We start from the raw sequence: 25156 nt of genomic DNA, 5'->3' as shown, positions 1-25156 counted from the left end.
TCAATCTTCCTTGTCTTTCACGAGTTCGCCGGTATCGGCTTTCAGGTGCAGCTCACGCGCCACGCCCTCAGCCGTCAGCAACTCGACTTCATAAATGTAGACGTCGTGTTTCTCTTCCAGCTCGACTTCCAGCAGTTTCGACCCGGGATAGCGATCCATGGCCTGCTGCAGCACTTGCTCCAGCGGCAGAATCACCCCGCGCTGACGCAGCTTCAGGGCTTCGTCCTGATCGAGGTCGCGGGCCATCGCCGCCGAGCAGAAAATCACAAGCGCCAACGCGGTACGGCTGGTGGCGCGAACATTAACCTTCATTACGTATCCTGATGATCCTTGAGAACCTGCCCGCTGACCGCGTCTAATTCCAGATCCCACTCCAGGCCTTGCGGATCGCGCATTTCGACCTGGTAGATGTACTTGCCGTACTCTTCTTCCAGCTCGGTTTCGGTGATCGTTGAACCTGGGTGTCTGGCCAGTGCCGTGGCATTGAGCTTCTCGAAGGAGACGATAGTACCAGCGTCGCGCAGACGCAGGGCTTCATCAGGCCCCAGATCGCGTGCATGAGCGAGGCTGGCGGTGAGGCCAACGATCGAGGCGAGGGACAGGGCAGTCAGGGTTTTCATGGTGTCTCCGTCATTTTTATGTGTTGCGTACGGTGGGCACCTTAGCGGGATGAACTTAACTGAAACTGAATTGCCATCATTGACCCAGAGCAACACCTCTCTCCCCCTGTGGGAGCGAGCCTGCTCGCGAATGCGGTGTGTCATTCAACATTCACGTCTCTGATACAACGCTTTCGCGAGCAGGCTCGCTCCCACAAGGATCCAGAGTGGCTCTATAATTGTTCGCTTGCTAACGATCGAGACCGGTATGACAGCCATCCACATCAAATTCCCCGCCCTCACCCTCAAGGCCGGCCCTCGGGCCATGGCGCGCATACGTGCCCAGGGCCTGAACGCTGCCGACGTCGGCACCCTGCCCGGCGCGGCCGGTGGGCCGAAGGCGTTGGGGATTCAAGGGCTGGATCTGGCGCTGTTCGGTGAATGGCTGCCGAGTGCGCCCCGCGAGCGCTCGCTGATCGGCGCCTCGGTCGGTTCCTGGCGCTTCGCCAGCGCCTGCCTGCCGGACGCTGCCGAAGGCATCCGCCGTCTCGGCCACTTGTACGCCGAGCAGAACTTCAACAAAGGCGTGACCATGGCCGAGATCAGCCAGAGCTCGCAGCGCATGCTCAACGAACTGCTCGACGGCCGCGACGCGAGCATCCTGAGCAACGCCGATTACCGCTTGAACATCATGGTGGTCAGAAGCCAGGGCCGCCTCGCTGACGATCATCGCGGTCGCCTCGGGCTGGCGCTGGGTTCGGTGATTGCCGATAACTTGCGTGGCCGTGCGCGGCTGTCGCGGCACTTTGAACGGCTGATCATCCACGATCCGCGTCTGGCACCACCGGTCAATGCGCTGAACGACTTCCCGTCGCGCTTCGTCGAACTCAACGCCGGCAATTTGCGTCAGGCGCTGTTGGCCTCGGGCTCGATCCCGATGGTCATGGAAGGTGTGCGCGACTTGCCGGGCGCCGGGGCCGGGACGTTCCGCGATGGCGGTTTGCTCGACTACCACCTCGACTTGCCTTACAGCGGCGACGGCATCGTGCTCTATCCGCACTTCACCGACCGGGTGATTCCGGGCTGGTTCGACAAGACCCTGCCATGGCGCCGCGCTTCGGTGGAGCGCCTGCAGGACGTGCTGTTGCTCGCGCCTTCAAAGGAATATCTGGCGCGCCTGCCCTACGGCAAACTGCCTGACCGCAACGACTTCAAACGCTTCATGGGTGATGCGCCGAGCCGGCAGAAATACTGGCACGCCGCGATGGACGAGAGCCGGCGACTGGGCGACGAATTCCTCGAACTGACTGCCAACGGTCGCCTCGCCGAGCGCTTGCTGACCCTTTAGTCAGCACGGCCAAACACAAGCTGATAAACTCGCCGCCTGCCCGAATCGCTGCGGCGAACGCCATCTGAACAGAGCCGAAAACACTGTGGAAATCTTCAAAGAGTTTACCTTCGAATCCGCCCACCGCCTGCCGCACGTCCCGGACGGCCACAAGTGCGGGCGTCTGCACGGTCACTCGTTCAAAGTGGCGCTTCACCTGAGCGGCGACCTCGATCCGCACACTGGCTGGATTCGCGACTTCTCCGAGATCAAGGCGATTTTCAAGCCGCTCTACGAGCGTCTGGATCACAATTACCTGAACGACATTCCCGGCCTGGAAAACCCGACCAGTGAAGTGCTGGCCAAATTCATCTGGAATGAAATGAAGCCGCTGCTGCCGGAACTCAGCGCGATCCGCATTCACGAGACCTGCACCAGCGGTTGCATCTATCGCGGCGAATAAACACAAAGGGTCGTGAGCAGCCAATGCCCACGACCCTTTTTCAATCGCTACTGCGCCCTTCCGGGGTCAATCGGCGAGTGACTCAAGAACCTCCTTCAGTTCGATTACACCTTGCGCGCGTGTCTTCAAGGCGCCCAGCAACTGTTCGATACTCACCCTGTGAACCTGGCCCTCGCTACTGATGCTCAAATACATCGGTATGCGCTGCTCATCCAGCGGGTCGTTGTCCCGGACGATCAGGGTATGGGCGCTGTCCGGGTCGATCAGCAACAAATGCCCCTGCGCCTGCGACAACAACAAGCGTTCCCTGTCAGCCATGTCCAGCACCAATGTGTGTTCAACGGACAACGAACCCTCTGAGGTGTGCCGGCGATCAACCACCAGGCAGTCGAGACGTTGCCATACCTGCTCCGACACATGGCAGCTCTGCGTCGCTGCGCCGAACGCCAGAATCAAGGTATCGATACCCTCAAGCAGCAGTGTCTGCAGGTCACTGACCTCGCTGGCACTTTCCAGCGTGAGCACTTCGCTTTGCCGGGTCGCCTGACTGTCTGCGAGCCGGATCGGGGTCATTGAATCCCGATTGAAGACCACGCCATCCACCGGATCGAACAACAGCGGTTGCGTCGAGTTTTGCACCCCCAGAAACGCCGACCACTGCCCGTCCTGTCGCGCTTGCACCTCAAGCAACTGATCCTGTTCGGCAACATAGTACGTGTAGCTGCTACCGAGGTTTTTAACCGGTAGCACCGCTGCGTGGGCATGGCCTGCCAGCAGATTCTTCAGACGTGCCTGCAGCGACAAACCGCCCTGATCAGCTTGAGCCCAGTGATTTTCCACACTGACAATGCGGGCCGGCTGTTGGTCGGTCAGCGCAAGATTGATCCCCTCACGGGTACGTCCCAACATCCCTTGCCCGTCAGTGATGACCTCGACAAACGACCACTCGGACCAGACCTTCTGCGCCTCCGGTAGCCGCTGCGGGTAGCGCAGCCGCGTGCCGCCGGCGAACGCGTCACGCGCAGACGCCAGCGAACTCAACGGCTGCCGGTAGACCTGCCCGGCCTCGATATCGAACAACCACCCGGCTTCGCCATCCGGGGTCAACCCCAGTAACGCCAGCTCTTTGCCAAGCCCGGCCTCGCTGAGCAGTAACCTGTCATTGCAGCTCCAGACCGCGAGCAAGGCGCTTTGGCTGAAGTCAGACAGGCCGATCACCGGGAAAGGTCGCTTGCCGTGCTCGACAACCAATATTGGCAGCGCGCTGAACCAGTCCGGGTGAAGTTCGAGCCATCGCTTGCCGACACCGATAAACGTCAACACACCGTCCTTATCGATCTCGAACATCTGGCCATTGGTCTTGGTCATGAAGTAGCGCCCCGCCGAGTGAGTGACTTCGGCGACCTCTGTGGCGAGGGTTTCGGCGGGTATGTAGGGAAGCTCTTCGGACCAGGCAAATTCACTCGTCAGCGTCTGGTTATCCATGTCGAAGAACAGCGCGGCGTCATTGTCCTGCGATGCCCACATCAGCATGATTTTTTGCGCAGGTTCGGAGTCATTCGAGTAGAACCGGTAGTCACTCAAGCGTACCCAGCCGGAGAACGCGCTCTGGCCCTGCAAATGCGCGCGCAATCCTACAAATGGCGCGGATGTCCATGTACTCATGGGGACGTTCATGGCAGTCAAGTCGACGAGCTTTTCATCGGGCAGGATGAAGCGGCGCAGCGGCGCTTTCCAGTAATCCACTTCCACCATGTCTTCACGCCACTCATCCAGGAAGGCATTGAGGTGGACGAAGGTGACCGTGTCCTCCGCGATCAGGTATTCCAGGGTGAAGCGGTTCTGCTCCTCGCTGGTCTTTTCCTGCACGACACGCAGTTGGCCGTCAGCGCTCAACTCGCACGCAAGGATCGTCGAGCCCTTGCGCGGACTCAGCAGGCGGTAGGCATGCCGGACGAGGCCGGTGCTGACATCGACGCGCCAGACGGTCGCGTGCTCGGGATGATAGAACCACGCCTGCAGGGTTGAGGCGGCGCCCAGGACGATGCCCTCACGCAAGGCGGCAGGCAGGTTGCGTACATACAACATGCGGTCTGCTGCCACGTCGTAGTAAGCGTTGGTGTATTGCACATCGGACGCATCATTGAACGGGACGATAAAGTTATGGACAGGCACATAGGCGCTGGCCAGGCGGTTGGCCAGCGCCAGCGCACGCAGGCGTGCGGTAACGCTGCCCAGCTCGGCGATCGGCGATTGCGCGTCGTGCTCGCCATCGGCTTTACTCAGCGTGATCGACTGCATCTGCCAGACTTTTTTCCCGGAGTCGAACTGGAACAGTTCGCCGTCGCTGAGCTGCAGATGGCCGGAGAACCCCGTGACCCGGATGCCATCGATGATCAGCGTATCGCCTTCGAAGCGGACCTGCCGCTCGATTGCCCACGGCGCCTTGATCACCCAACTGACCGCGTTCTTCCACAGATTCAATGACTCGACGCCGACGGGTAGCCACTGCGACAAATGCACGGAAACGATTCCTGGCGTCAACGTGAGTTGATACAAACCGTTTTCAGCCGCGATGTCGTAACTCAGTAACTGCTGCCATTGCTTCGGTAGTTCTGGCACCACCAGATAACGGGCATGGGCGTCCAGTTTCACACTGATGTGCGTGGGTTTATTGACCGGGAGGAGCTTGTAAAGGACATGCGGCAATGACGTATTGGCGAAGAACTGAAAGCGCCGTTCGTAAGGCGGCAAGCTGGAAAACTCGATCTGCTCTTTCCAGATATCCAGAATATTCGGGTACGACGTTCTTACACCTGCCTCCAGACCGCCCTCAGGTTTTGGCGCCCCTTCATAAACAGTCTGGTAAGTGCTCAGGCGGCTATAAAGATCGTCGTCCGGTGCAAAACCGGCATATCCGACCTGATACTCATAGCCGTAGTAACAAATCGGCGTGCACGGCAGCACAACAGCATGGATATCCCGATCGCCACCCTTACCGAACTCGAGGGAATCATAACGAGACATCGCTTCACGAATATTGATTGCCCTGGGGAGATCACCTGGCTTGCCGCTGTAAGAAGGCAGACCCGACCCTGCAGAGTCGGTCGGAAAAAACTTCTGACTATCGAACCGGACCCGACGCTCGCGCAAATCAAGTTCGGTAATGACCGCTTCGACGGCGAACTGTAGTACCCCGTCCTGACGCTTGCAGCCCTCAGGCCCATAGGCCTCGTGAATATCGAACAGATGCCGACCGACAGCCCGGGCCTTGTCGCTGATTTGCCCCAGATTGCTGGCAATGGCGGTGACCCCGATGCCGATCCCCAATAACGGCACAGACAGAAACGACGCCGCCGCCCCCAACGTGCCCCCCACGGCCAATGCGGCCACGTCAAGGCCCAGCGCCGCCACATCAAATGCCAATTGAGTGGTGAGCCGCGAGCGTTGTTCGTCATTGTCGGCCACGCTCAGACCGTAAATATCGAAGCCGATATTAGCCAATGAAAAAACAACCCCGGTCGCGGCCCCTCCGCGCCCCTGCAAACGCCCCGAGAGTGACGTTGTTTGCTTCGCCAGCGCTTGTTCGCTGGCCGCGACCTGGCGCACCAGATTGATGATCTGCACCGAATCCATCGCAACGCCATAGGCCAGTTGCGTGTAACTCACATAGACCTGAATCTGCAAGGCGACGGTGAGCGCCGGCAGCGACGCGTTTTTCGCCTGATACTCGCGGCTGCGCATCTCTGTCACCAGCGTCTGGATGGCGAAGGCAAAACTCAGGCGACTGCCACCATCACTCTCACCCGGACGGCCGCCCTTGCCGGCGACGGCCTCAACCAGACGCTGAATATTTTTCTTGAGTTTGCTGAACCGCGTGTCGCGGGTGGTGACGTTGATGCGCTTCGCCGGGTTGCCGGCGTCCACCATCGTCAGCGTAGAGAGGTTGTCGGCTGCGGTCTGGAGCGTGTCGAGCAGTGGCAGGTATTCAGTGCCCAACGAGTGCTCGCGACGCAGCTGGCCGGTCGCCAGATCAAACTCACGCACCAGGTTACGCGCATCCAGTTGCACCAGACTGTCACCCATCCGCGCGTTTTCTGACAGCGAGCGGCCACGCAGCGCGGATTGCGCCTCCCATACATTGACGGACTGCCCCCCCGCAATCGGTGTGTTCTGCAGCAAACTGCTCACCTGCAGACTCGAGGTCAGCACGTGATCGGCGATGGCCGCCGTATTCAATTCGATGACGTTGAAGCGCAAGTCGGTTGCATCAGCCAGGCCATACAACCTCGCCAGCTCACCGCCGTCCCGCGACAGGTAACCCTCGATGCCTTGTTGCAACAACGACCCCTGAGCGAAGCCATACACCGCAAAGTTCGGTTCGAAGAAACGGTAAGCCGTGCTGTCAGCCGTCACGACCTTGGCCACCAACAGCGCATGACTGCCGGTATCGAGCAACAAGACACTGGAGTCTGCTTTCGCTTCCAGATCACGCACAATCGCTTGCAGACTCTGCTCACCCAACGGCGCACCCACGTCGCTCATGCGCACGTCGCGCAGTTCATCCAGCGCCAACAGCAGTGCCCGTGAGTCGTTCTCCTGTGGCGCCAGATTGGCATTGGCGATCCTGCCGATGACAGCGCGCTCGGCACTTTCGCCACGGCTTAACGCAGCCGCCATGAGCAGCGCCAACGGGTAACAGCGCCGACCTGGATCACCGGCCGTGCGCATCAGCAATGCCTGAGGCAGCTGCCGGGCCGACAGCGCACCGGCCTTGAAGAACTGCTCACGTACCGGGGCTGCGCGTTTGAGGATCTGGGTGCGGTATTCCCATTGCGCCGTGGTGTTGATTTGCGCGATCTGCCGGCCCCATTGGTTCAGGGTCAGCAGGTCGGACAACGCCAGCGCCTTGAGCTCGCGGGCCGTCTGATTGCCCGGTTTGGCGGGCTGTGCGAGCGCCGCCTGAAAGGCTGGCGCCTGACGCTGCTGCAACCATTTTTCCAGCGCGGCATAGCGAGCGAACACGCCGCCATCGGCGGTTGCTCTGGCCAGGTCCCGGGCCGCTTGCCAGGCGTCGGCAAAGCCTGCGACATCCAGGCTTTCGGCGCCGAACAAGCCACCGACCACCACCCGTTGCAAAGGACTTATCTGTTCAATCGGCAGTGAGCCGCGTTCCAGGTGAGTCAAGAGTTCGTTGAGATTGCTCGAATGCTGCGCGCCGACAGACAGTGGCGCCTCGCTGGCCGCCTGGTTGATGACCTGCTGGCGCTCGTCATACCCCAGATGCACGCTCCTGTCGAAAACCACGTCACCGCTGAGCTTGTCAGCCATGGCGCGAATGAACGGCTCGCCCAAGTCATCGATCAGCCGCTGCAAGATGCTAGTCAGCATGACGGGTTTGCCTTCAACGACAGGCCAGCCGCGCTTGAACGTCAGGGTGTTGCCCGACTTGAGCAAGTCCTGCAGATTGGCTTGGTAGCGGGCCTTGAACTTGCCGTCGCGCCAGGCGTTCTGCTCGTTCTTGATCCACTCGGCGTCGGAGACGTCGCGCTCTATCCAGCCACTGATCAACTCTTCTTCGGTTGCTGTGTTGTAGCCTTTGCGTATGTATTGCAACGCCTTGGCGTTCGTAGCCCCAACGAGCGTGTATTGAAGTGCTGCAAAGAAATCTGCGCCGGCCTGCAATGCACCCGGTCCGGTCAAGTTGATGGTGCCACCGGCTCCCGGTGCGACGCCGTCACGGTGGTAATGCACAATAGCGCTGACAATCTTCGACTCATGAATAGCCCAGATACGGGTTATTGCCTCATCCCCGGCAAAAGGAAAATCGATTTCGCGCACCTTGTTTTGAGTGATATCCAAAACTTCGTCATCCCCCCACGCTAATCCCCTTTTGTCCAACTCCTGTTCTACGGATTCAATTATGTCATAGTAGTAACGAATCAAATTCATCGTTGAGAGAGTCATGCCGGCGTTCGGATGCGCAACGATAAATGCATTCATCAGATTCGGATTTTTTACAGTGAAATCATCTGGCGAACCACGACCCAATACATCCACCGCGGTGGCTTGCCCGTTCAGCGATGCAAACACTTGATCTAGACCCGGAGCGCTTCTGGCAAACACTTCTAGGGCGGCCAGACTCTCTGGCGGAATATATTTCAAGAAATCCTTGTAGCGGTTTTTCTCCCGCCCTGGCATCAGTTTATTATTGTGATCAAGCACTAACTGCAAGACACCGGTTCGGGCAGCTTTGTTAAACTTCGTAACATTGACACCGCCCATTTCATCGATCAGTGGCGGCAAGTAATCCAGATCGCTGTAAGTACCTCCCTCTTGATACACAGCTTGCAGACGGACGATATCCGAGGCGGCCGCGAAGTTGCCTCTCAAGGAAATTTCGCGATCGTACGCAGACCACAGGGCGTGCGACTGAAACTCTTCACGGGCGTTGCGCAACCGCACACGGTCATCGGCCATGTCCAGATGACTTTGCAGATACCGGGTTCTTGCGGCCTGGAGTTGCGCACGGTCTTGACCATACGCCTGAACCAGCAACTCGATCCGCGCCTCATCAGGGGCGAGGCCGCGCAACTGCGCTTGCTGGATGAATTCGAACGCCTGCCGCCGCAACACCGCCAGGCGCTTCTCATACAACCGGATAAGCGCTGCTCTGGAGACCGGTTGATCCCCACCTGCCAGCATGGCATCGGCCTTTGCCGCCTGGATGATGGTGCGGCTGACGTCAAAAGCCATTAACGCTTGCGGGTCGTACCAGATGCTGAAGGTAAGGTCCTTGGGTGTCCGAGCTTTCCAGATGTTGAAGTAATCACGTTGGTTGGCGCCGAACATGGCGCCCCCCACCCAGACAAAGTGCATGTGCCCAGGCACTTCCTTTGCGGTAATCGATACCGTGTTCTGCAAGCGCTGATGGTACTTCTCGACTTTTTCAAAAAGGTTGCCAAAAACAACGCTGGCCTGATCACGCCCCAATGTCTGCAGCGTTTCCTTCAACAGGCTGATGGCCTGGAGCATGCCTTGCGAAGTTTCCTGCGAAAGTGCGCCTTCGTGATACCTGATTGCTGCCTCGTAGTGCTCGGACCCCTTAAATGCAGCCAGAGCCGTCTCAAGTTCCAAGGGGCGAACAAGTTCCCGCCATTCCAGACTTTCAGACAACACAATATATTCTTCAGACATCCGCAAATTTCCCAAGAGCAATAAATTTAAAAACAAAACAATCAAGACACGCCCAGACTTCACAAACAATGAAATCAGCTACTTCTCGAAAAATAGAGTTAAAACAAACTAACCGATCCTTTTGCAAAAACCAAAAGCAACCCACCACAAACAATTACCGAAATAATCAATAACTTTTAGACAAACAAACTTACTTCGATAACTTCGAACAACAAGAACGCGACGCGACAGATTGCTCTCAATGGCAAGGGTCGAAATAGCGATGACGAGTTGGCGCTCTGCCGCGCGTCCCTGACCCGACACCATTGCTCGCTGTAGGCACTGCGATTTCTTGATTTATAAAAACACGAACAAAGATCGCAGCCTTCGGCAGCTCCTTGATAGGACCTGGGTTTCGAAAGGTGCACCGGTTTCGCGCCGAGATTCGCTGTTTCGTCTATATATACCGGCAATTATCTGCTTGGCACGACCACTGCAACCCTCTTCCGCGTCTTCCCCTTTTCAGCAAGGAACGCCCCATGACGCAGCACGATCCCGGCAACGATTACCCCCTCAGCGAAGTCCCGATGCATGCACGCAAAGGCCTGGCGTCCACCGCCATGGTGCTGCTCGGTTTCACGTTCTTCACCGCGACCATGTTCGCCGGCGGCAAGCTCGGTGTGGCGTTCGGTTTTGCCGAGATGATGGCGGTGATCATCGTCGGCAACCTGCTGCTTGGCCTGTATGCGGCAGGCCTCGGTTACATCGCTTTCAAGAGCGGTCTTAATTCAGTGTTGATGGGCCGTTTCTGTTTCGGTGAAGTCGGCAGCAAACTCAGCGACCTGATCCTCGGTTTCACCCAGATCGGCTGGTATGCCTGGGGCACCGCAACCGCCGCGGTGGTGCTCGGCAAATACTTCGAGTTGAGCGAAGGCACCGTGCTCGGGCTGATGGTGCTGTTCGGCCTGGTGTTCTGCGCCACGGCGTATGTCGGTTATCGCGGGCTGGAGATTCTCTCGTACATCGCGGTACCGGCGATGATGTTGCTGTTGATGCTGTCGATGTGGGTGGCGACGGTGAAGGTTGGCGGTTTCGAGGGATTGCTCAGCGTGGTGCCAAGTGGCTCGCTGGACTGGTCGACCGCGATCACCCTGGTGTTCGGCACTTTCGTCAGCGGCGCGACCCAGGCGACCAACTGGACGCGCTTCTCGCGCTCGGCAAAAGTCGCAGTGCTGGCCAGCCTGATCGGCTTCTTCATCGGCAATGGCCTGATGGTGCTGATCGGTGCCTACGGCGCCATCGTCTATCAGCAGCCGGATGTGGTTGAAGTGCTGCTGTTGCAAGGTTTCGCCATGGCGGCAATGGCGATGCTGTTGCTCAATATCTGGAGCACCCAGGACAACACCATCTACAACTTCGCTGTCGCCGGATGCAACCTGTTGCGCACCGGCCGACGCAAAACCGTGACCCTGGCCGGAGCGGTGATCGGCACCCTTCTCGCCTTGCTGGGCATGTACGACATGCTGGTGCCGTATCTGATTCTGCTCGGCACGGTGATTCCGCCAATTGGCGGGGTGATCATGGCCGACTTCTTCTACCGCTGGCGCGGGCATTATCCGCGGCTGGCCGACGCACGGCTGCCGGCGTTCAACTGGCCGGGGCTTGGGGCCTACGGGGTCGGCACCGTCGCCGCTTTCAGTTCGCCGTGGGTCGCGCCGCTGGTAGGGATTGCCGCTGCCGCGCTAACGTATGTCATCGTCACCGGCCTGCTCGGCGCCCGCCGCGCCAGCGCGCCTCTACAAGACCTATAAGAAGGATTTGCCTGATGCACATCATCAACGCCCGTTTGCGCAACCAGGAAGGTTTGCACGAATTGCACCTCGAAGACGGGCTGATCCGCAGCATCGCCCGCCAGACCGAAGCCCCGACGCTGGGCCCGAACGACCTCGACGCCGGCGGCAATCTGGTGGTGCCGCCCTTCGTCGAGCCGCACATTCACCTCGACGCCACCCTCACCGCCGGCGAGCCTCGCTGGAACATGAGTGGCACGCTGTTCGAAGGCATCGAGTGCTGGGGCGAGCGCAAGGTCACCATCACCGAAGAAGACACCAAGACCCGCGCCAAGAAAACCATTCAGGCGCTGGCCGCCCACGGCATCCAGCACGTGCGCACCCACGTAGACGTCACCGACCCGCAACTCACCGCGCTCAAAGCCATGCTCGAAGTGCGCGAAGAGAGCCGACACCTGATTGACCTGCAAATCGTCGCCTTCCCGCAGGAAGGCATCGAGTCGTTCCGCAACGGCCGTGAGTTGATGGAAGAAGCGATCCGCATGGGCGCGGACGTGGTCGGCGGCATTCCGCATTTCGAGTACACCCGCGATCAGGGCGTGAGTTCGGTGAAGTTTCTGATGGACCTGGCCGAGCGCACTGGCTGCCTGGTGGATGTGCATTGCGACGAAACCGATGACCCGCACTCACGCTTCCTCGAAGTACTCGCCGAAGAGGCGCGCAGCCGTGACATGGGCGCCCTCGTCACCGCCAGCCACACCACAGCGATGGGTTCTTACGACAATGCCTACTGCGCGAAACTGTTCCGCCTGCTTGGCCATTCCGGGATCAGTTTTGTCTCCTGCCCGACCGAAAGCATCCACCTGCAAGGACGCTTCGACAACTTCCCGAAACGCCGTGGCGTGACGCGGGTGAACGAGTTGCTGGAGGCCGGGATGAACGTGTGTTTCGGCCAGGATTCGATCGTCGACCCGTGGTATCCGCTGGGCAACGGCAACATCCTGCGCGTACTTGAAGCCGGGCTGCACATCTGCCACATGCTCGGTTACCGCAACCTGCAAAGTGCGCTGGATCTGGTGACGGACAACAGCGCCAAAGCCATGAACCTGGGCGAGCGCTACGGGCTGGAACAGGGACGGCCGGCGAACCTGCTGATTCTGTCGGCGGACAGCGATTACGAGGTTATTCGCTGCCAGGGTCTGCCGCTGTATTCGATTCGTGGCGGCGAGGTGTTGATGAAGCGGCAGATGCCGGTGGTGGAGTTCAGCGACCGGCCTCTCTGAGCAATCAAGGTGTCCAGCGCCGTCGAATCGACTCGGTTTACGACGCTCGGTACGCTGCCAGCGCTTGCTGGATCATCCGGTGAAAATGCTGGAGAGCCGGTTCATTTCTGCCGTACGTCAGGTGTGTCTGTGCACCTGACGCAATGCCCTGTTGTATTTTCGCGCTGACCTCGAAGTCCTCCCCATCGACCGTTTCCAGCAGTAGCTTCATGTTCTTGTCCCAGATTTCGCGCTCACGAGCCGTGACCGCTTTATGCGGCGTATAAAGTGAGACTTGGGCCAGGCAGGCGTCAGGCATTTGCGGCTTCGGAAAAACCCGCCAGACTTCCAGGTGATCGCGTTGCCAGAGCAATAGCGTATTGGGAAAAAGAAAATAAATGACCAATGAATGCTTGAGTAAATCCCACTGCTGGGCAGGCTGATCGCGCAGGCCCAGAATCGTTCGTCGCGGCATGACCAGACGAGCATTGTTGCCAAAGGCTTCAAACTGGCTGACCGCAGGAAGAAAAATCGACGCTACGGTGTTCTGATGCAGAAAAGGGAAATGCCAGTTTTCGAAAAAAGTTTCGAGCGCATTTTTCCAGTTGAACGGTTTTTCCAACAGTCGCGTTTCATAGAGCGAAAAACCCTCGAATAGGAAATGGCCGATTTCCGCATCAAGTGCGCCTAATGGGCTTTGCGAAGCAACAGGCTTCCCGGCCCGCCGATAACCCCAGATCAGCCCGTGCCGTTCGATCACCGGCAGGCTCACCAGATTGCGGTCGGCACACTGCAAACCCGGAAAACTGCCAGCTGGCGCCAATTGCACCAGCTGACCTTGAAGGTTGTACATCCAGCCGTGATATGGACAAGTCAAAGCGTTTTTCAACGTCCCTTGCCCCTCAAGCAGTCTGGCTCCCCGGTGTCGACAGACATTGATGAACGCGCTCAATCTGCCTTCGGCCGTGCGAATGATCACTACCGGCACGCCGCACAGGTCATCCGTCAGATAAGCACCCGGATGATCCAACTGACTACTCAACCCCATTAGCAAGGGAGATGCGTCGAACAGACCGGCCTGCTCCAGCGCCAGATGGTCAGTACAGTGGTAAACGGACACTGGATTAAGAAACGGCTCCTGCGCAAGACTGGTCGAACCCTGCTCCAGTAGATTGAAGATTTCCTTTATGAGTAGAACTTGCGTTTGATGATCCATCATCGCCTCCGAATACTGATCGAGCATCGACACGGCAGGAGTCTTTGCGATTGCACAGCCTCCGTTTTAGGCGCAATTTCGAGGATCGTAAACTGTAAGAACTAACAGGTTCTTGCGTGCAATCGATGAGTTAAGGTGTAGGGGCCGCCGCCTCAACGGGCCGCGACCTCCCGGATGGATGCTTTTTCATGCCGAAGTTCGTGCGTCGTTGATCAACCACCATCCTCATTGACTTGAGGACACGACATGCCCCACAAACCCTCCTCCGCGCCCATGGCAACCCTTTACCGTGAGGGCCGCGATACGTTTACCGATCTGGTGCCCGACGTTGGCACCCGTCTCGATGCGCTGTTCCATACTGTCCCGGCGTTGGCTGAACTGGCCGTCGGCGTTGTGTACGGCCATTTGCATGCGCGCCCCGGCCTCGACCCGCGCCTGCGGGAAGCGGTGTCGTTCGCCGCGATCGTGGCCTCAGGCATGGTCGAAATTCCGTTGAGCGTCCATCTCAAGACGGGGCTGGCCTCGGGACTGGCGCCCGGTGAAATGACCGAAGTGCTCTTGCAGGCAGCGGCATTCGCTGGGTTTCCCCGGGCGGTGAGCGCGGCCGAGCAACTCAATCGTCTGTTCGACGAGGCTGGCCTGACATCACCTCCTGCCCCGACGCCGCGTGAAATTGCTTTGACGTTCTGTGAGCAAGTGCGCCAAGGGCATGCGCCGATACCTGTCAGTGCGGCGGTGAAACGCCAGTTGAAGCATGCCCGGAGCTTGACGCTGCTGGCGACTTCGGCGCACTCGGTCATCGTTGAGTGCTTTGAACAACAGCCCACCCCGCAGGCGTTGCTGCGACTGGTTGTACAGGGTGACCAAGTGGCGAGCGTGACGTTGTTCAACGCCCACTGAGCGTATTGCGCCATGTAGCTTGCGAAGGCTGCGATCTTGATCGTTCCCACAGGTTTGTGTAGCGGACACTTCAATTGTGAACGCCGGCAAACCCTGTGGGAGCGTGGCTTACCCGCGATAGCGGTTGTGAATTCAACGCATGAGGCGGGCTGTGCCGAACAAGCTGACGCGCACCCGTTCATCCTCTGTCTCTTCGAGCAGTATCGGTGCCGTGCCGCCAGGCATGACCACCTGCACCGCTGCGGCCGCGACCCAACCGACGCGCCACGCCGCACACGCCACCGCACTGGCGCTGGTACCGGACGATGCGGTCGGCCCTTCACCGCGCTCGAACACCCGCGCGACGATTCGCTGCTCCGACTCACGCACGGCCCATTGCAAGTTGACGCCTGCCGGACAAGGTTCTCCCGCGCCGGTCGGCATGGCGTAGGCAATACGGGTCAAGCCTTGGGCCAGTGGCGCTTCGCGCATCTGCTCGTTACTCGGTAACCCGGCAACGTCTGTCAGCAACGTCACGCAATGCGGATTGCCGATGCGCACGAATTGGCTATGGCCCCATGTGCAGTCAAGTTGTGCCAAGGGTTGGACATGGCTCACTTCACGACCATTGAATCCACTGCTTTGAACATTCTGCGCACCGACCGCTTCGGACCCGAATGCGGGTTGGCCGAGGTCGAGCCAGAAACCCTTTACACCCTCGACTTCAGCAGACTTCACCGAAGTCTCCACCGGCTCACCCTTGTCGTGATGAACGCGTAGCAGCGCCCCCTCCTCCGGCAGTAAGCCTTGCTCGGTCAGCGCCTGAGAAAAAATCGTCAAGCCGTTGCCACTGCGCTCGGCGAATGTGCCGTCGGTGTTGACGATCAACACATCGAACGGTGGCGAGTTCTGGAACGGGCCGATCAGCAGACCGTCGCTGCGGTGGGACTTGCTGTTCGCCGGACGTTGGCCTTCTGGCCAATCGCAGCAGAACTTGATCGCCGCCTCACTCCACGACTGACGCGCCGCGGCACATTCGATGGCGCTTGCAGGCAAATCAATACCCGCCGCTTGCAATGCAGCAGGTGAGATTACGCCGTAGATATTGCCTCGGGCATCATAGAACTGCGTCATCACTTTCTATCCCGGCTGCCAAAGAAGTCCACTGTAAACCGCAACCCACTGGAGGCGTGAGCCTGCTCGCGATAGCGCCGGGTCAGAAAAAATGTCGTCTGATCCACCGCTATCGCGAGCAGGCTCACGCCTACAGGTTAGGATGTCGGCTGCACGTCCCCGGAACACTCGCGATCGAACCTCGACGCGTACTCACTGTCCTTCGGGGACGCGACGTTTTTTGCCAAGGATCGATATGACCAGCCTCAACCCCCAAGACACTTTCGTCCCCGGACGCCTGCAACAGATGTCCACGCGCATCGCTTTCTTCATCGCCGGGCTCGGCATTGCCGCGTGGGCGCCACTGGTGCCGTACGCCAAGGCACGGGCCGGGCTTGATGAGGGCACGCTGGGGCTGTTGCTCTTGTGTCTGGGGGTGGGTTCGATATTGGCGATGCCGATGGCGGGGATGCTCGCCACGCGATTCGGCTGCCGCCGAGTGGCAACTGGCGGCACGCTGTTGATCTGCGCAGCATTGCCATTGCTGGCGACGGTATCGTCGATCCCGGCGCTGATCGCCACGCTGTTCATGTTCGGCGCCGGCCTCGGCACCGTGGATTCGACGGTGAACCTGCAAGCGGTGATCGTCGAGCGCGCCAGCGGCAAGAACATGATGTCGGGTTTTCACGGCCTGTTCAGCCTTGGCGGCATCGTCGGCGCGGCGGGCGTGAGCGCCCTGCTTGGCCTCGGCCTGTCACCGTTGGGCGCGATGCTGGTGGTGGTGGCGGTGTTGATCGCTGCATTGTTCAAGTGCGTGCCGCACATGTTGCCCTACGGCAGCGAAAGCTCCGGGCCTGCATTCGCCATTCCCCACGGCATCGTGCTGTTTATTGGCGGGATGTGTTTCATCGTATTCCTCACCGAAGGCGCGGCGCTGGACTGGAGCGCGGTGTTCCTGGCGCAGGAGCGCGGGATCGACACGGCGTATGCGGGATTAGGTTACGCGGCGTTTGCCCTGACCATGACCGCCGGACGCTTGATGGGTGACCGGATTGTGCGGGTTGTCGGTGCGACGCGGATCATTTTGTTTGGCGGTTTGTTGGCCGCCGCCGGACTGTTTCTGGCGACGTTTGCGCCGAGCTGGGAAGCGGCGCTGGTCGGGTATGCACTGGTCGGCGCTGGTTGTTCGAACATTGTGCCGGTGCTGTATACGGCGGTGGGCAAGCAGACGGTGATGCCGGAAAGCATCGCGGTGCCGGCGATTACTACGTTGGGTTATGCGGGGATTCTGGCGGGGCCGGCGGTGATTGGTTTTGTTGCCCATGCCAGCAGTTTGAGTTTTGCCTTTGGGTTGATGGCGGTGCTGCTGGTGGCGGTGGCTATTGGGGGCAAGGTGTTGAAGGTCTGAACCGAGTGCACCTGCCGGATTGTTTTTTTGGGGGTGGGATTGGGGGCATATCCGTTGCTGCGGGTGTTGCTGATTAGGGTTCCGCCCTGACGGCGGGTCAGGGGGTGTCAGAAATTTTGTGTTCGGGCATAACATGAGTAAGAGGTGCATGTATGCCAACCAAAAAGAAACCCCTGCGTGACCTACCAAAAATCCCCAAGGAGCTGCTCGAAGAGTTCGGTGAGGGGCTGATTACCGCAGAGGCTATTGAAGACGCTTCTGCGGCCTTCAAGAAGGCCTTGATTGAGCGAGCATTGAGTGCCGAGCTCGGTCACCACCTGGGGTATCCGCCGGGCGCGCAGCGCCCAGAGGATGAAACCAACCAGCGCAATGGCAAAACGGGCAAGACGATTTTGACGGGGGATGGCCCGCTGCGGCTGGAGATTCCCCGTGATCGGGATGGCAGTTTTGCCCCCATTCTGATCCCCAAGCATGAGCGGCGTTACACCGGTTTTGATGACAAGATCATCGCCATGTATGCCCGAGGCATGACCGTTCGAGAAATCCGCGCTTTCCTCTCTGAGCAATACGGGACGGACGTTTCCCATGACTTCATCAGCTCAGTCACGCACGAGGTGATGGAGGAAATTGGTGCGTGGCAACAGCGACCGCTTGAGCCGATGTACCCAGTCATTTTCTTCGATGCGCTGCGGGTCAAGATCCGAGAAGAAGGCCTTGTCCGCAACAAGGCGATTTACTTGGCGCTGGGTGTTTTACCCGATGGAACGCGCGATATTCTTGGTATCTGGATCGAAAACACCGAGGGTGCGAAGTTCTGGATGAAGGTCTTCAACGACCTCAAGACCCGCGGCGTAGAGGACGTGCTGATCGCCGTGACTGACGGTCTCAAAGGCATGCCAGAGGCGCTAAGCGCAGTATTTCCGGCAACAACGCTGCAAACATGCATCGTCCACTTGATCCGCAACAGCCTCGATTACGCGGCGTGGGACAAGCGCCGTGAGCTGGCCAAGGCGCTAAAACCGATCTATCAAGCCATCAACGCAGAAGCGGCTGAGGAAGCACTGGATGCCTTTGAAAATGGCCCTTGGGGTAAGCAATACCCAACGGTGGTGGCGGCCTGGAGACGAGCCTGGGATCGAGTGATTCCATTTTTTGTCTTCCCGCCTGCCATTCGAAAAGTGATCTATACGACCAACGCTATCGAAAGCATCAACGCTCAGCTACGCAAGATCATCAAGACCCGGGGCCACTTCCCGACGGATGACGCAGCGACCAAGCTGATCTGGCTTGGGCTGCGTAACATCACGGCAAACTGGGGCTCGGCGGCTCATGACTGGAAGAGTGCGATGAACCAATTTGCGATTCTGTACGGAGATCGATTTATCAGGCCGACCTGGTAAAACCCGGCCCGCACACAAAAAATCTGACACTCTCCAGTTTAGCGTGTAAGCCGTGCGAATCCGCAAATTAAGCTTCGCCTAAGGTTGCCTCGTTAGCATCCCGGGCCATGAAACCACTGTCGCCAATGAACCGCGGATGGGTCCTTCTGATATGAAAGCGCTTGATTTACCAGCCAAACAACAGTCGAACTTCAGTCTTGTTTTGGTCAATTACAAAACCCCGGACATCACCAGAATGTGCCTGGAGTTGTTGCATAAGCACGTCAAGGAACAGCGCATTCCGGTGTGGGTGGTAGACAACGATTCTGCAGACGCAAGTCTGGATTACTTGCGTTCACTTGACTGGATCAATCTGATCGAGCGGCCTTCGCCTGGTAAAGAACCAGGCCACATTGCTCACGGTAAGGCACTGGATCTGGCGCTGGAGAAAGTTGACACCGATTATCTTTTCCTGCTGCACACCGACACCTTTGTCTACGACAACGAAGTGTTTGCGATGATGATGCGCGAGTGTACGAAAAGTGCGGATATGGCGGCGGTGGGTTGTGTCGAGCAAATCAATCGGGGGGTTGTGCGCGATACCTGGCGTTTAACTTCGCGCTTGTGCAAGCACTATATCCGACGTGCAAAAATCAGCCTGGGCTGGAAATCCAAAGAGCCGAAGCCCTATAAGGAAACTCATCTGAAAAGCTTTTGCACCTTGTGGAATGCGCGATTGATGAAGTCGCAGGGTCTGCACTTTTGCATGGATGATCGGGTGCCGGGTTATACCCTGCAGGATCGGATGGTGAACCTGGGCTACGGCATCAAGTTTCTGTCGCCGCGCAAGATTTTCCGCTATCTGGATCACATCCAGGCAGAAACCGTCGCGGCGGCGGGTACCTACGGGGAAAATCACCGGCGGACAAAAATGTATCAGGCCACGCTCAAGCGTTTTCAAGGGCAGCAGGCTTAGCCTCTGGTTTAAGCACCGAATTAATTGCGAGCAACAAAAAAGGGCGACTGAACAGTCGCCCTTTTTTGTTCTGAAAATTGTATACAATCACTGCGAAGAGGTGTTCGCCCAGTGTAATGGCCTGGCAATCCATGCACCGGTAAAGAGCCCTGACACTGGGCGAACGGGAAGGATTTTAATAGAAGTTGGCGGATATGTCGTCATTGACGTACATGAAATTTATGTACGAATGAGTTAATAGATATTTATCGACGAATCTGTTTAGAAACTACCCGTCACATCGAAGCGCACACTTTTAAATGATTGTTCTCATACAATACCCTGTACAAGAACAATCATTCTGTAGAGCTAATACTCAACTTTCATGTTGACTGGTCACTTTTAAGATATCGGTGTAAGTGACAACAACACTCTGTCCGACGTTGAGATCTTTGAGCTTGGCTTGGTTTTCAGGCGATTTGACGTCCAGGGTTTTCGACTGCCCCGCCGGATTTTTCAGTGTCACCTGATTTTTATTTAAATCAATTTTGGTGATTTTCAACTGAACCCGGATCTGGCGATAAGCTTCGCCGCCGGGATTTTCGCTGCCGGGAGCGTTACGCAGTTCGCCGGAACGCTCGACGGTGCCAGGCAGACCTTTATCCACCTCGGTGTCGAGGTAGGCTGCGACGGATCGCTGGACTTGGATCGTTACCAGATCGCCGACCTTCAGATTGGCGAGATTTTTCGCTTTGTCGCTGAGTTGCACATGAACCTGACGACCCTCTGCGCCTTCGAGCACGACCTGATGATTGGCCGCGTCCACGGCAATCACTTTGGTGGTGACCTGATCGGCTTCGATGGCGGCGGACAGCGGTATATCGGCGGCAAACGCGCCAAGGCTGGTGGCGGACAGAAGGGTTGCAAGGGTGATCGACTTGGCCAGTGCATGGAGCTTCATAAGCGTACTTTCCCTGTAATGAGTGGTAGCACCCGGTGCCCAAACCGGCTCAGGCGCCGGGTGTGTCACTGAGCATAGACGCTGTTCAGGGTTTGGCCTTGGTGTGTGGCGCGGCCGTCTCTTGCGCTGTAGATTCGCCGCTCGCGGTACCTTTACTGGTGTTTTGTCGCTGCTTGGGATCAGTGGGCCGCAGTGCATCGTTGTCGCGCTCGGTTTCCCCCGCTGGCCGTGGTGCGTCGGGGTGCTCGTTTTCGCAGGTCGGTTTCATCGGGGTAGTCCTCAGGCTGCGGGGTCGTCCAGTTCGCGGACGACATTGATGGCGGGAGAGTCCTTTTGTAGAGGTTGAGAGATCAAATGGAGTTCAACTCAATCCATCCAGACCGTCAGTAACCGGTCATTTCCAGATAGCCCTGCCCACCATGACTGCCGCTGATACGCACCGGGCCTTCCCAGTAGGGGATGCGCAGGTTCATCCAGGCATTGGCATTGAGTGCCGACAGGCCGATGTCGAGATGTTTATCGGGAATGCTGATCGACCAGCGCACCGGCATCGAGCGGCCGGCGACATTCACGTTAGCTTGCGGGGTAAGTTTGATCTGATCGCTGCGCAGGGTCTGCGTCTGCCCGTCAGCGGCGATCCAGGTGCCGGTCAGATACGGCGCGCCGTCCTTCTGGCGCATGCGATAGAGCATGAGGTGTTCGCCGCCGTCCAGGTGTAAGGAGAACCAGTCCCAGCCGGTCTGGTTGGCGGTCAGCGGTTGGCTGCTCCACTCGCGGTCGAGCCAGGCCGGGCCGCTGACGGTGTAGGTCTGACCATCGATCTGCAAGGTGCCGCTGGCCTGGAAAAACGGCTGACTGTAGTAATACGACGCCTGCCCTTCCTCCGATTTCTGGCTGAAACCCTTGTCACCCTGCAACACCAGTGGTCGGTTGGAAGTGAGGTGCAGTTGATAGGCGAAGGATTTATCGCGAGCACTCAGTTGCAGGTCAGTCAACGGATCCTGCGCCTGACTGGCGAACATCCAATCGTCGATCCACGCCTCGAACGGCGCGAGGCGCACACCGGCCTGACCGACGCCGCCACGGGCATAGCGTTCGGCGGCGTAATGCACCGAGCTGGAAGTCACCGCCGCATGCCCCAGCCAGATCGTTTGATTGCCCCATCCTGTTTGCTCCGGCACTGGTTTGAGGGCGCTGCGAAACAGCGTCCATTGCACGCCAAACCCATTGCCCTGCTGATCCTTGAGATTGGCGGTGACGTACCACCACTCGATGCGAAAACCGTCATGGGCGCCATGATCCGCCGGGAAGCTGAATACCCGTCCCGGCACCACCGGCGTAAAGGCCTGCGCCTGATCGCCCATCCCGGCAAAGCCCTTCTGCTCAGGCGCAGACTGATCGCAGCCAGCGAGCAACAGCACAAGCATCAACACAACGACGTTAATCTTCATGAGCAAACGTCCTCAGCAGATCCGCCGGTTGCGTGCGATACAGCGAATACAGTGGCCACGCCGACGCCAGCAAGGTCGCCAGTAGCGCCAATCCCGTCAACTGCACCAATTGCCAAGGGAACACCCGCAACGGCAAACGCCAACCAAACGCCTGCACATTGATGACCGCATCCAGACACCATGCCAGCGCGACCCCCAACGGCAATGCCAACACCAGCGTCAGCACCGCCAGCAGCCAGGTCTGGCCGAGGTTGAGCAGCATCAACTGCCGCCGCGTCACGCCCAGCGCCCACAGCGGTGCGAGTTGGCCGAGACGGCTCTGGCTCTGAGTCAACAGGCTGATGAACAGCGCCACGCCGGCGACCGCCAGCGTCAGGCTGTTGAGCGCGGCGGTGGCGGCAAAGGTGCGTTCGAACACCTGAACCGACCAGCCCTTGAGCCGCGCCTGATCGACAATTCGGCTGTCCTCCAGCTGGAAGCGTGCGTGCAACGCGCTCACGAATGCCGGAATGTTTTGTGCATCGATACGTAGATTGAAGCGGTTTGGCGTCAGTTGCGGCCAGCCGCGCAGCAGGTGATTGATGTTGACCAGCAAGTGCCCCTTGGGGTTGCCGTAATCGGCGTAGATGCCTACGACGCGCGGCGACCATGAGCCCGTCGGCGCGGGAATCATCAGGTGATCGCCCGCCCTGACTTTCAGGCGCCGCGCGAGTTGTTCGCTGAGCATCACCGCGTCGTCCGCGGCCAGATTCGCCCACGGGTCATCACCCGTGGCGTCGAGTAAAGGCCAGTGCTGGCGGTAATAAATATGGTCGATCACGCCGTACACATCCGCCGGCCAGCCTTGCAGCGTCACCGACACCTGCCAGTTGGGCAGTATCGCAGTGACGAGCGGCTGCTGTTTGAGCCAGCTGTACATTTCCCGGGCCTGCGCCGGGTTGCTCGGGTTGATGTAGAGCTCGGCGCTCAGGCGTTGTTCGAGCCAGTCGTTGAAGGTCTGACGGAAACCGGCGGTCATGCTGCCGGCGCCGATGTTCGCCGCCATGGCCAGAAGCAACGCCATCAGCGCCAGGCTCAGTGCCGGCAGTTGCTGGCGGCAGTCGGCGAGAAACCACTGGCCGAGCACCGAACGACTGCGGCCGAGCAATGGATTGAGCATCGCGCTCAGTAGCACCGGCAAGGCCAACGCCGCGCCGAGCATCAGCCCCGCCATCAATACAAAACCGCTGGCCAGACTGTCGCCCCAGATCAACGCCACCAGCGCAATCGCGCCCAACCCCAAGGCCAGCCAACCCTGGCGCCGCAACCAATGCGCATATTGCTGATGCCAGGCTTGCGGATCGGCCACCGCCAACAACGGCAAACGCGCCGCCCGCAACAAGCTGTTGGCCCCGGCCAGCAAAGCGCCGAGCAGGCTCAAACCGATACCGCTGAACCACCACCACGGACTCAGCCGCAGCTGCCCCGCCACTTCCGCACCGTACAAACCACGCAGGCTCGCGGCGACATCCGGCAGCAACACGCTGGCCAGCCAATACCCGCTGACCACACCGAACAGGCCGCCGATCAGCGCCAACACACCCAATTCAACAACCAGACAGCCGATCAGCATCCTCGCGCTGACCCCACAAGCGCGCAATGTGCGCAGCAAACCGCGCCGTTGCTCCAGCGCAAGGCCGATGGCAGCGTGGACGATAAACAAGCCGACCAGGAACGAGAGAAATCCCAACGCATCGAGATTCAGGTGGAAGCTCTCGGTCAGCCGCGCCAGATTGTTTTCCTCGCCACTGCGCTGGAGTTGCAACAGGCCGTTCAACGAGGCCGGCAACTCGCCGTGAAAATCCTTGGGCAGCAACAGGCGTGACAGTTGTCCGGGTTGTTCGAGCAGGGTTTGCGCGACGCCGATATCCACCAGCAACACGCCGGGCGCCATGTCCTTGCGGGCCAGCAGCGGCGGCAATGTCTGGCCACTGAGCGTTTGCGGCGTGGCGCCTTCGCGCAGGTTCAGGGCCTGCAAGGTTTCCGGGGAAATCCAGGTGCTGCCCGGTGGCGTGAAGAACTCGACAATGCGTTCGATCGGCATCGCCTCCCCGGCCACCGCAGAATCGGCCGGCAGTGACACCGGCTCAATGCCCATCACCTGCAGACGCTGATTGTCGTGACCCTTGAGGTTCAAGCGGCCCTGCACAAGCGGTGACACCGGCCAGCCCTGACGCCGAAGATCGATGAACCATTGCTGCGCAAACGTTGCGCCGTTCGGTGTAGTGAGGCTGGCCTGCGGTTCACCGCCGATCAATTGACTGGCGCGGGCGTAGCTGTCGCGGGCCTGACTGTTCAGCGCCTCGACGCCGGTCAGCAGGCTGGTGGCCAGCCACAACCCGGTCAGCACACTGAAAAACTGCACCGGGTGCCGCCGCCAATGGCTGAGCAGTGCGCGCAGGGTTTGCCCAAAGACGATCACCTCAGCCGCCCGTTGGAGAGCACCACGCGCTGCGCCAGTCGCGCTGCGACCCGAGAACTGTGAGTAACCATCAACAAGGTCGTTGGCGTGTCGTCGAGCAGTTCAAGCAACAGACCCAACACTTCGTCACTGGTGGCTTCATCGAGGCTGCCGGTGGGTTCGTCAGCCAATAACAGTTTCGGCTGTGACGCCAGCGCCCGGCCCAACGCAACCCGCTGCTGCTGGCCGCCGGACAATTGCTCGGGGTAGCGCGTGAGCAAATCGGCCAGGCCCAAACGCTGCACCAGATGCGCCTGCCAGCGCGGCTCATGACGCCCGGCCAGTCGCGCCTGGAACGCCAGATTGTCTTCGACGCGCAAGCTGCCGATCAGGTTGAACTGCTGGAACACCAGACCGATTTCCGTGCGTCGCCAGTTGGCCAGTTGCGCTTCGTTCATGCTTTCGAGGCGATGTTCACCGCTACGAATGCTGCCGCTGTCGACCTTGTCGAGGCCGGCCACCAGGTGCAGCAGAGTACTTTTGCCACTGCCGGATTCGCCCATCAGCGCCAGACTACTGCCGGACTCCAACGTCAGGTCGACGCCTTGCAGCACCGGCAACGGGCCTTGGGGGGTGAGGTAACTTTTGCAGACGTTTTGGATCTGGAGCATGCCGCCACCTGGTGGGTCAGTGTGGGGCAAGGATAGCGGATGACGGTGACAGACCTGAATTCAGCG

The 25156-nt window shown here is 59.1% G+C and carries 18 protein-coding genes; 8 read left to right on the top strand and 10 right to left on the bottom strand.

What is annotated here, in order from left to right; translation table 11 throughout:
- Positions 1-312: a PepSY domain-containing protein gene (locus ATI02_RS05035; RefSeq protein ID WP_095191276.1), complete on the bottom strand. Its 312-nt coding sequence runs from the start codon at positions 310-312 to the stop codon at positions 1-3.
- Positions 312-620, bottom strand: a complete 309-nt coding sequence (locus ATI02_RS05030; RefSeq protein WP_095191275.1) for a PepSY domain-containing protein — start codon at positions 618-620, stop codon at positions 312-314. The genes ATI02_RS05035 and ATI02_RS05030 overlap by 1 nt, the downstream gene beginning before the upstream one ends.
- A 247-nt stretch (positions 621-867) precedes the next feature.
- On the opposite strand from ATI02_RS05030, the gene ATI02_RS05025 reads away from it, so the two are divergent.
- Together ATI02_RS05025 and queD are read left to right on the top strand one after the other, a co-directional pair.
- Positions 868-1947 (top strand): patatin-like phospholipase family protein, encoded by a 1080-nt coding sequence (locus ATI02_RS05025; RefSeq protein ID WP_100845630.1) that lies wholly within the window; start codon positions 868-870, stop codon positions 1945-1947.
- 85 nt (positions 1948-2032) lie between these two features.
- Complete coding sequence (gene queD, locus ATI02_RS05020; protein WP_007915588.1) at positions 2033-2389, top strand: 6-carboxytetrahydropterin synthase QueD; 357 nt, start codon at positions 2033-2035, stop codon at positions 2387-2389.
- Positions 2390-2455: 66 nt separating this feature from the next.
- Here the strand turns inward: queD and ATI02_RS05015 are convergent, their stop codons facing one another.
- Complete coding sequence (locus ATI02_RS05015; protein WP_161555381.1) at positions 2456-9424, bottom strand: TcdA/TcdB pore-forming domain-containing protein; 6969 nt, start codon at positions 9422-9424, stop codon at positions 2456-2458.
- 680 nt (positions 9425-10104) lie between these two features.
- Here ATI02_RS05015 and codB point away from each other — a divergent pair.
- Entirely contained in the window at positions 10105-11376 is a 1272-nt protein-coding gene (gene codB / locus ATI02_RS05010) for a cytosine permease (RefSeq protein ID WP_100845628.1), read from the top strand.
- A 14-nt stretch (positions 11377-11390) separates the two neighbouring features.
- On the top strand, positions 11391-12638 hold the full coding sequence (gene codA / locus ATI02_RS05005; RefSeq protein WP_100845627.1) for a cytosine deaminase: 1248 nt from the start codon (positions 11391-11393) through the stop codon (positions 12636-12638).
- 37 nt (positions 12639-12675) lie between these two features.
- Here the strand turns inward: codA and ATI02_RS05000 are convergent, their stop codons facing one another.
- Positions 12676-13860, bottom strand: coding sequence for an aromatic ring-hydroxylating oxygenase subunit alpha (locus tag ATI02_RS05000; protein WP_100845626.1), 1185 nt, complete (start codon positions 13858-13860; stop codon positions 12676-12678).
- 219 nt (positions 13861-14079) lie between these two features.
- Here ATI02_RS05000 and ATI02_RS04995 point away from each other — a divergent pair, with 219 nt between their 5' ends.
- Positions 14080-14733 (top strand): carboxymuconolactone decarboxylase family protein, encoded by a 654-nt coding sequence (locus tag ATI02_RS04995; RefSeq protein WP_167394866.1) that lies wholly within the window; start codon positions 14080-14082, stop codon positions 14731-14733.
- A gap of 132 nt (positions 14734-14865) precedes the next feature.
- On the opposite strand, the gene ATI02_RS04990 is transcribed toward ATI02_RS04995, so the two are convergent.
- Entirely contained in the window at positions 14866-15846 is a 981-nt protein-coding gene (locus ATI02_RS04990; RefSeq protein WP_100845624.1) for a diaminopimelate epimerase, read from the bottom strand.
- Positions 15847-16081: 235 nt separating this feature from the next.
- On the opposite strand from ATI02_RS04990, the gene ATI02_RS04985 reads away from it, so the two are divergent.
- From ATI02_RS04985 to ATI02_RS04975, 3 genes are all read left to right on the top strand, one after another.
- The gene (locus ATI02_RS04985; protein ID WP_095191268.1) at positions 16082-17233 is read left to right on the top strand and encodes an MFS transporter; all 1152 of its coding nucleotides are present in this window, start codon (positions 16082-16084) and stop codon (positions 17231-17233) included.
- Positions 17234-17385: 152 nt separating this feature from the next.
- Positions 17386-18633 carry an IS256 family transposase gene (locus ATI02_RS04980; protein WP_095191982.1) on the top strand — a complete coding sequence of 416 codons (1248 nt, stop codon included), beginning with the start codon at positions 17386-17388 and terminating at the stop codon, positions 18631-18633.
- A gap of 151 nt (positions 18634-18784) precedes the next feature.
- Positions 18785-19588 carry a glycosyltransferase family 2 protein gene (locus ATI02_RS04975; protein ID WP_100848429.1) on the top strand — a complete coding sequence of 268 codons (804 nt, stop codon included), beginning with the start codon at positions 18785-18787 and terminating at the stop codon, positions 19586-19588.
- Between the two features lie 355 nt (positions 19589-19943).
- Here the strand turns inward: ATI02_RS04975 and ATI02_RS04970 are convergent, their stop codons facing one another.
- The 5 genes from ATI02_RS04970 to ATI02_RS04950 form a co-directional block, all read right to left on the bottom strand.
- Positions 19944-20528 (bottom strand): hypothetical protein, encoded by a 585-nt coding sequence (locus ATI02_RS04970; RefSeq protein WP_100845623.1) that lies wholly within the window; start codon positions 20526-20528, stop codon positions 19944-19946.
- An 85-nt stretch (positions 20529-20613) separates the two neighbouring features.
- On the bottom strand, positions 20614-20796 hold the full coding sequence (locus ATI02_RS04965) for a hypothetical protein (RefSeq protein WP_095188430.1): 183 nt from the start codon (positions 20794-20796) through the stop codon (positions 20614-20616).
- A 115-nt stretch (positions 20797-20911) separates the two neighbouring features.
- A complete protein-coding gene (locus tag ATI02_RS04960; protein WP_100845622.1) occupies positions 20912-21979 on the bottom strand; it encodes a lipocalin-like domain-containing protein in 1068 nt (355 codons plus the stop codon).
- A complete protein-coding gene (locus tag ATI02_RS04955; protein WP_100845621.1) occupies positions 21969-24440 on the bottom strand; it encodes an ABC transporter permease in 2472 nt (823 codons plus the stop codon). Before ATI02_RS04955 ends, ATI02_RS04960 begins: the two co-directional genes overlap by 11 nt.
- Positions 24437-25090, bottom strand: a complete 654-nt coding sequence (locus tag ATI02_RS04950; RefSeq protein WP_100845620.1) for an ABC transporter ATP-binding protein — start codon at positions 25088-25090, stop codon at positions 24437-24439. The genes ATI02_RS04955 and ATI02_RS04950 overlap by 4 nt, the downstream gene beginning before the upstream one ends.
- Positions 25091-25156 lie beyond the last annotated feature (66 nt).

It is taken from the genome of Pseudomonas baetica, assembly GCF_002813455.1.
Lineage (GTDB): Bacteria > Pseudomonadota > Gammaproteobacteria > Pseudomonadales > Pseudomonadaceae > Aquipseudomonas > Aquipseudomonas baetica.
The sequence above is the reverse complement of the archived record's forward strand: the minus strand, read 5'-3'. Positions and strand labels throughout refer to the sequence as shown.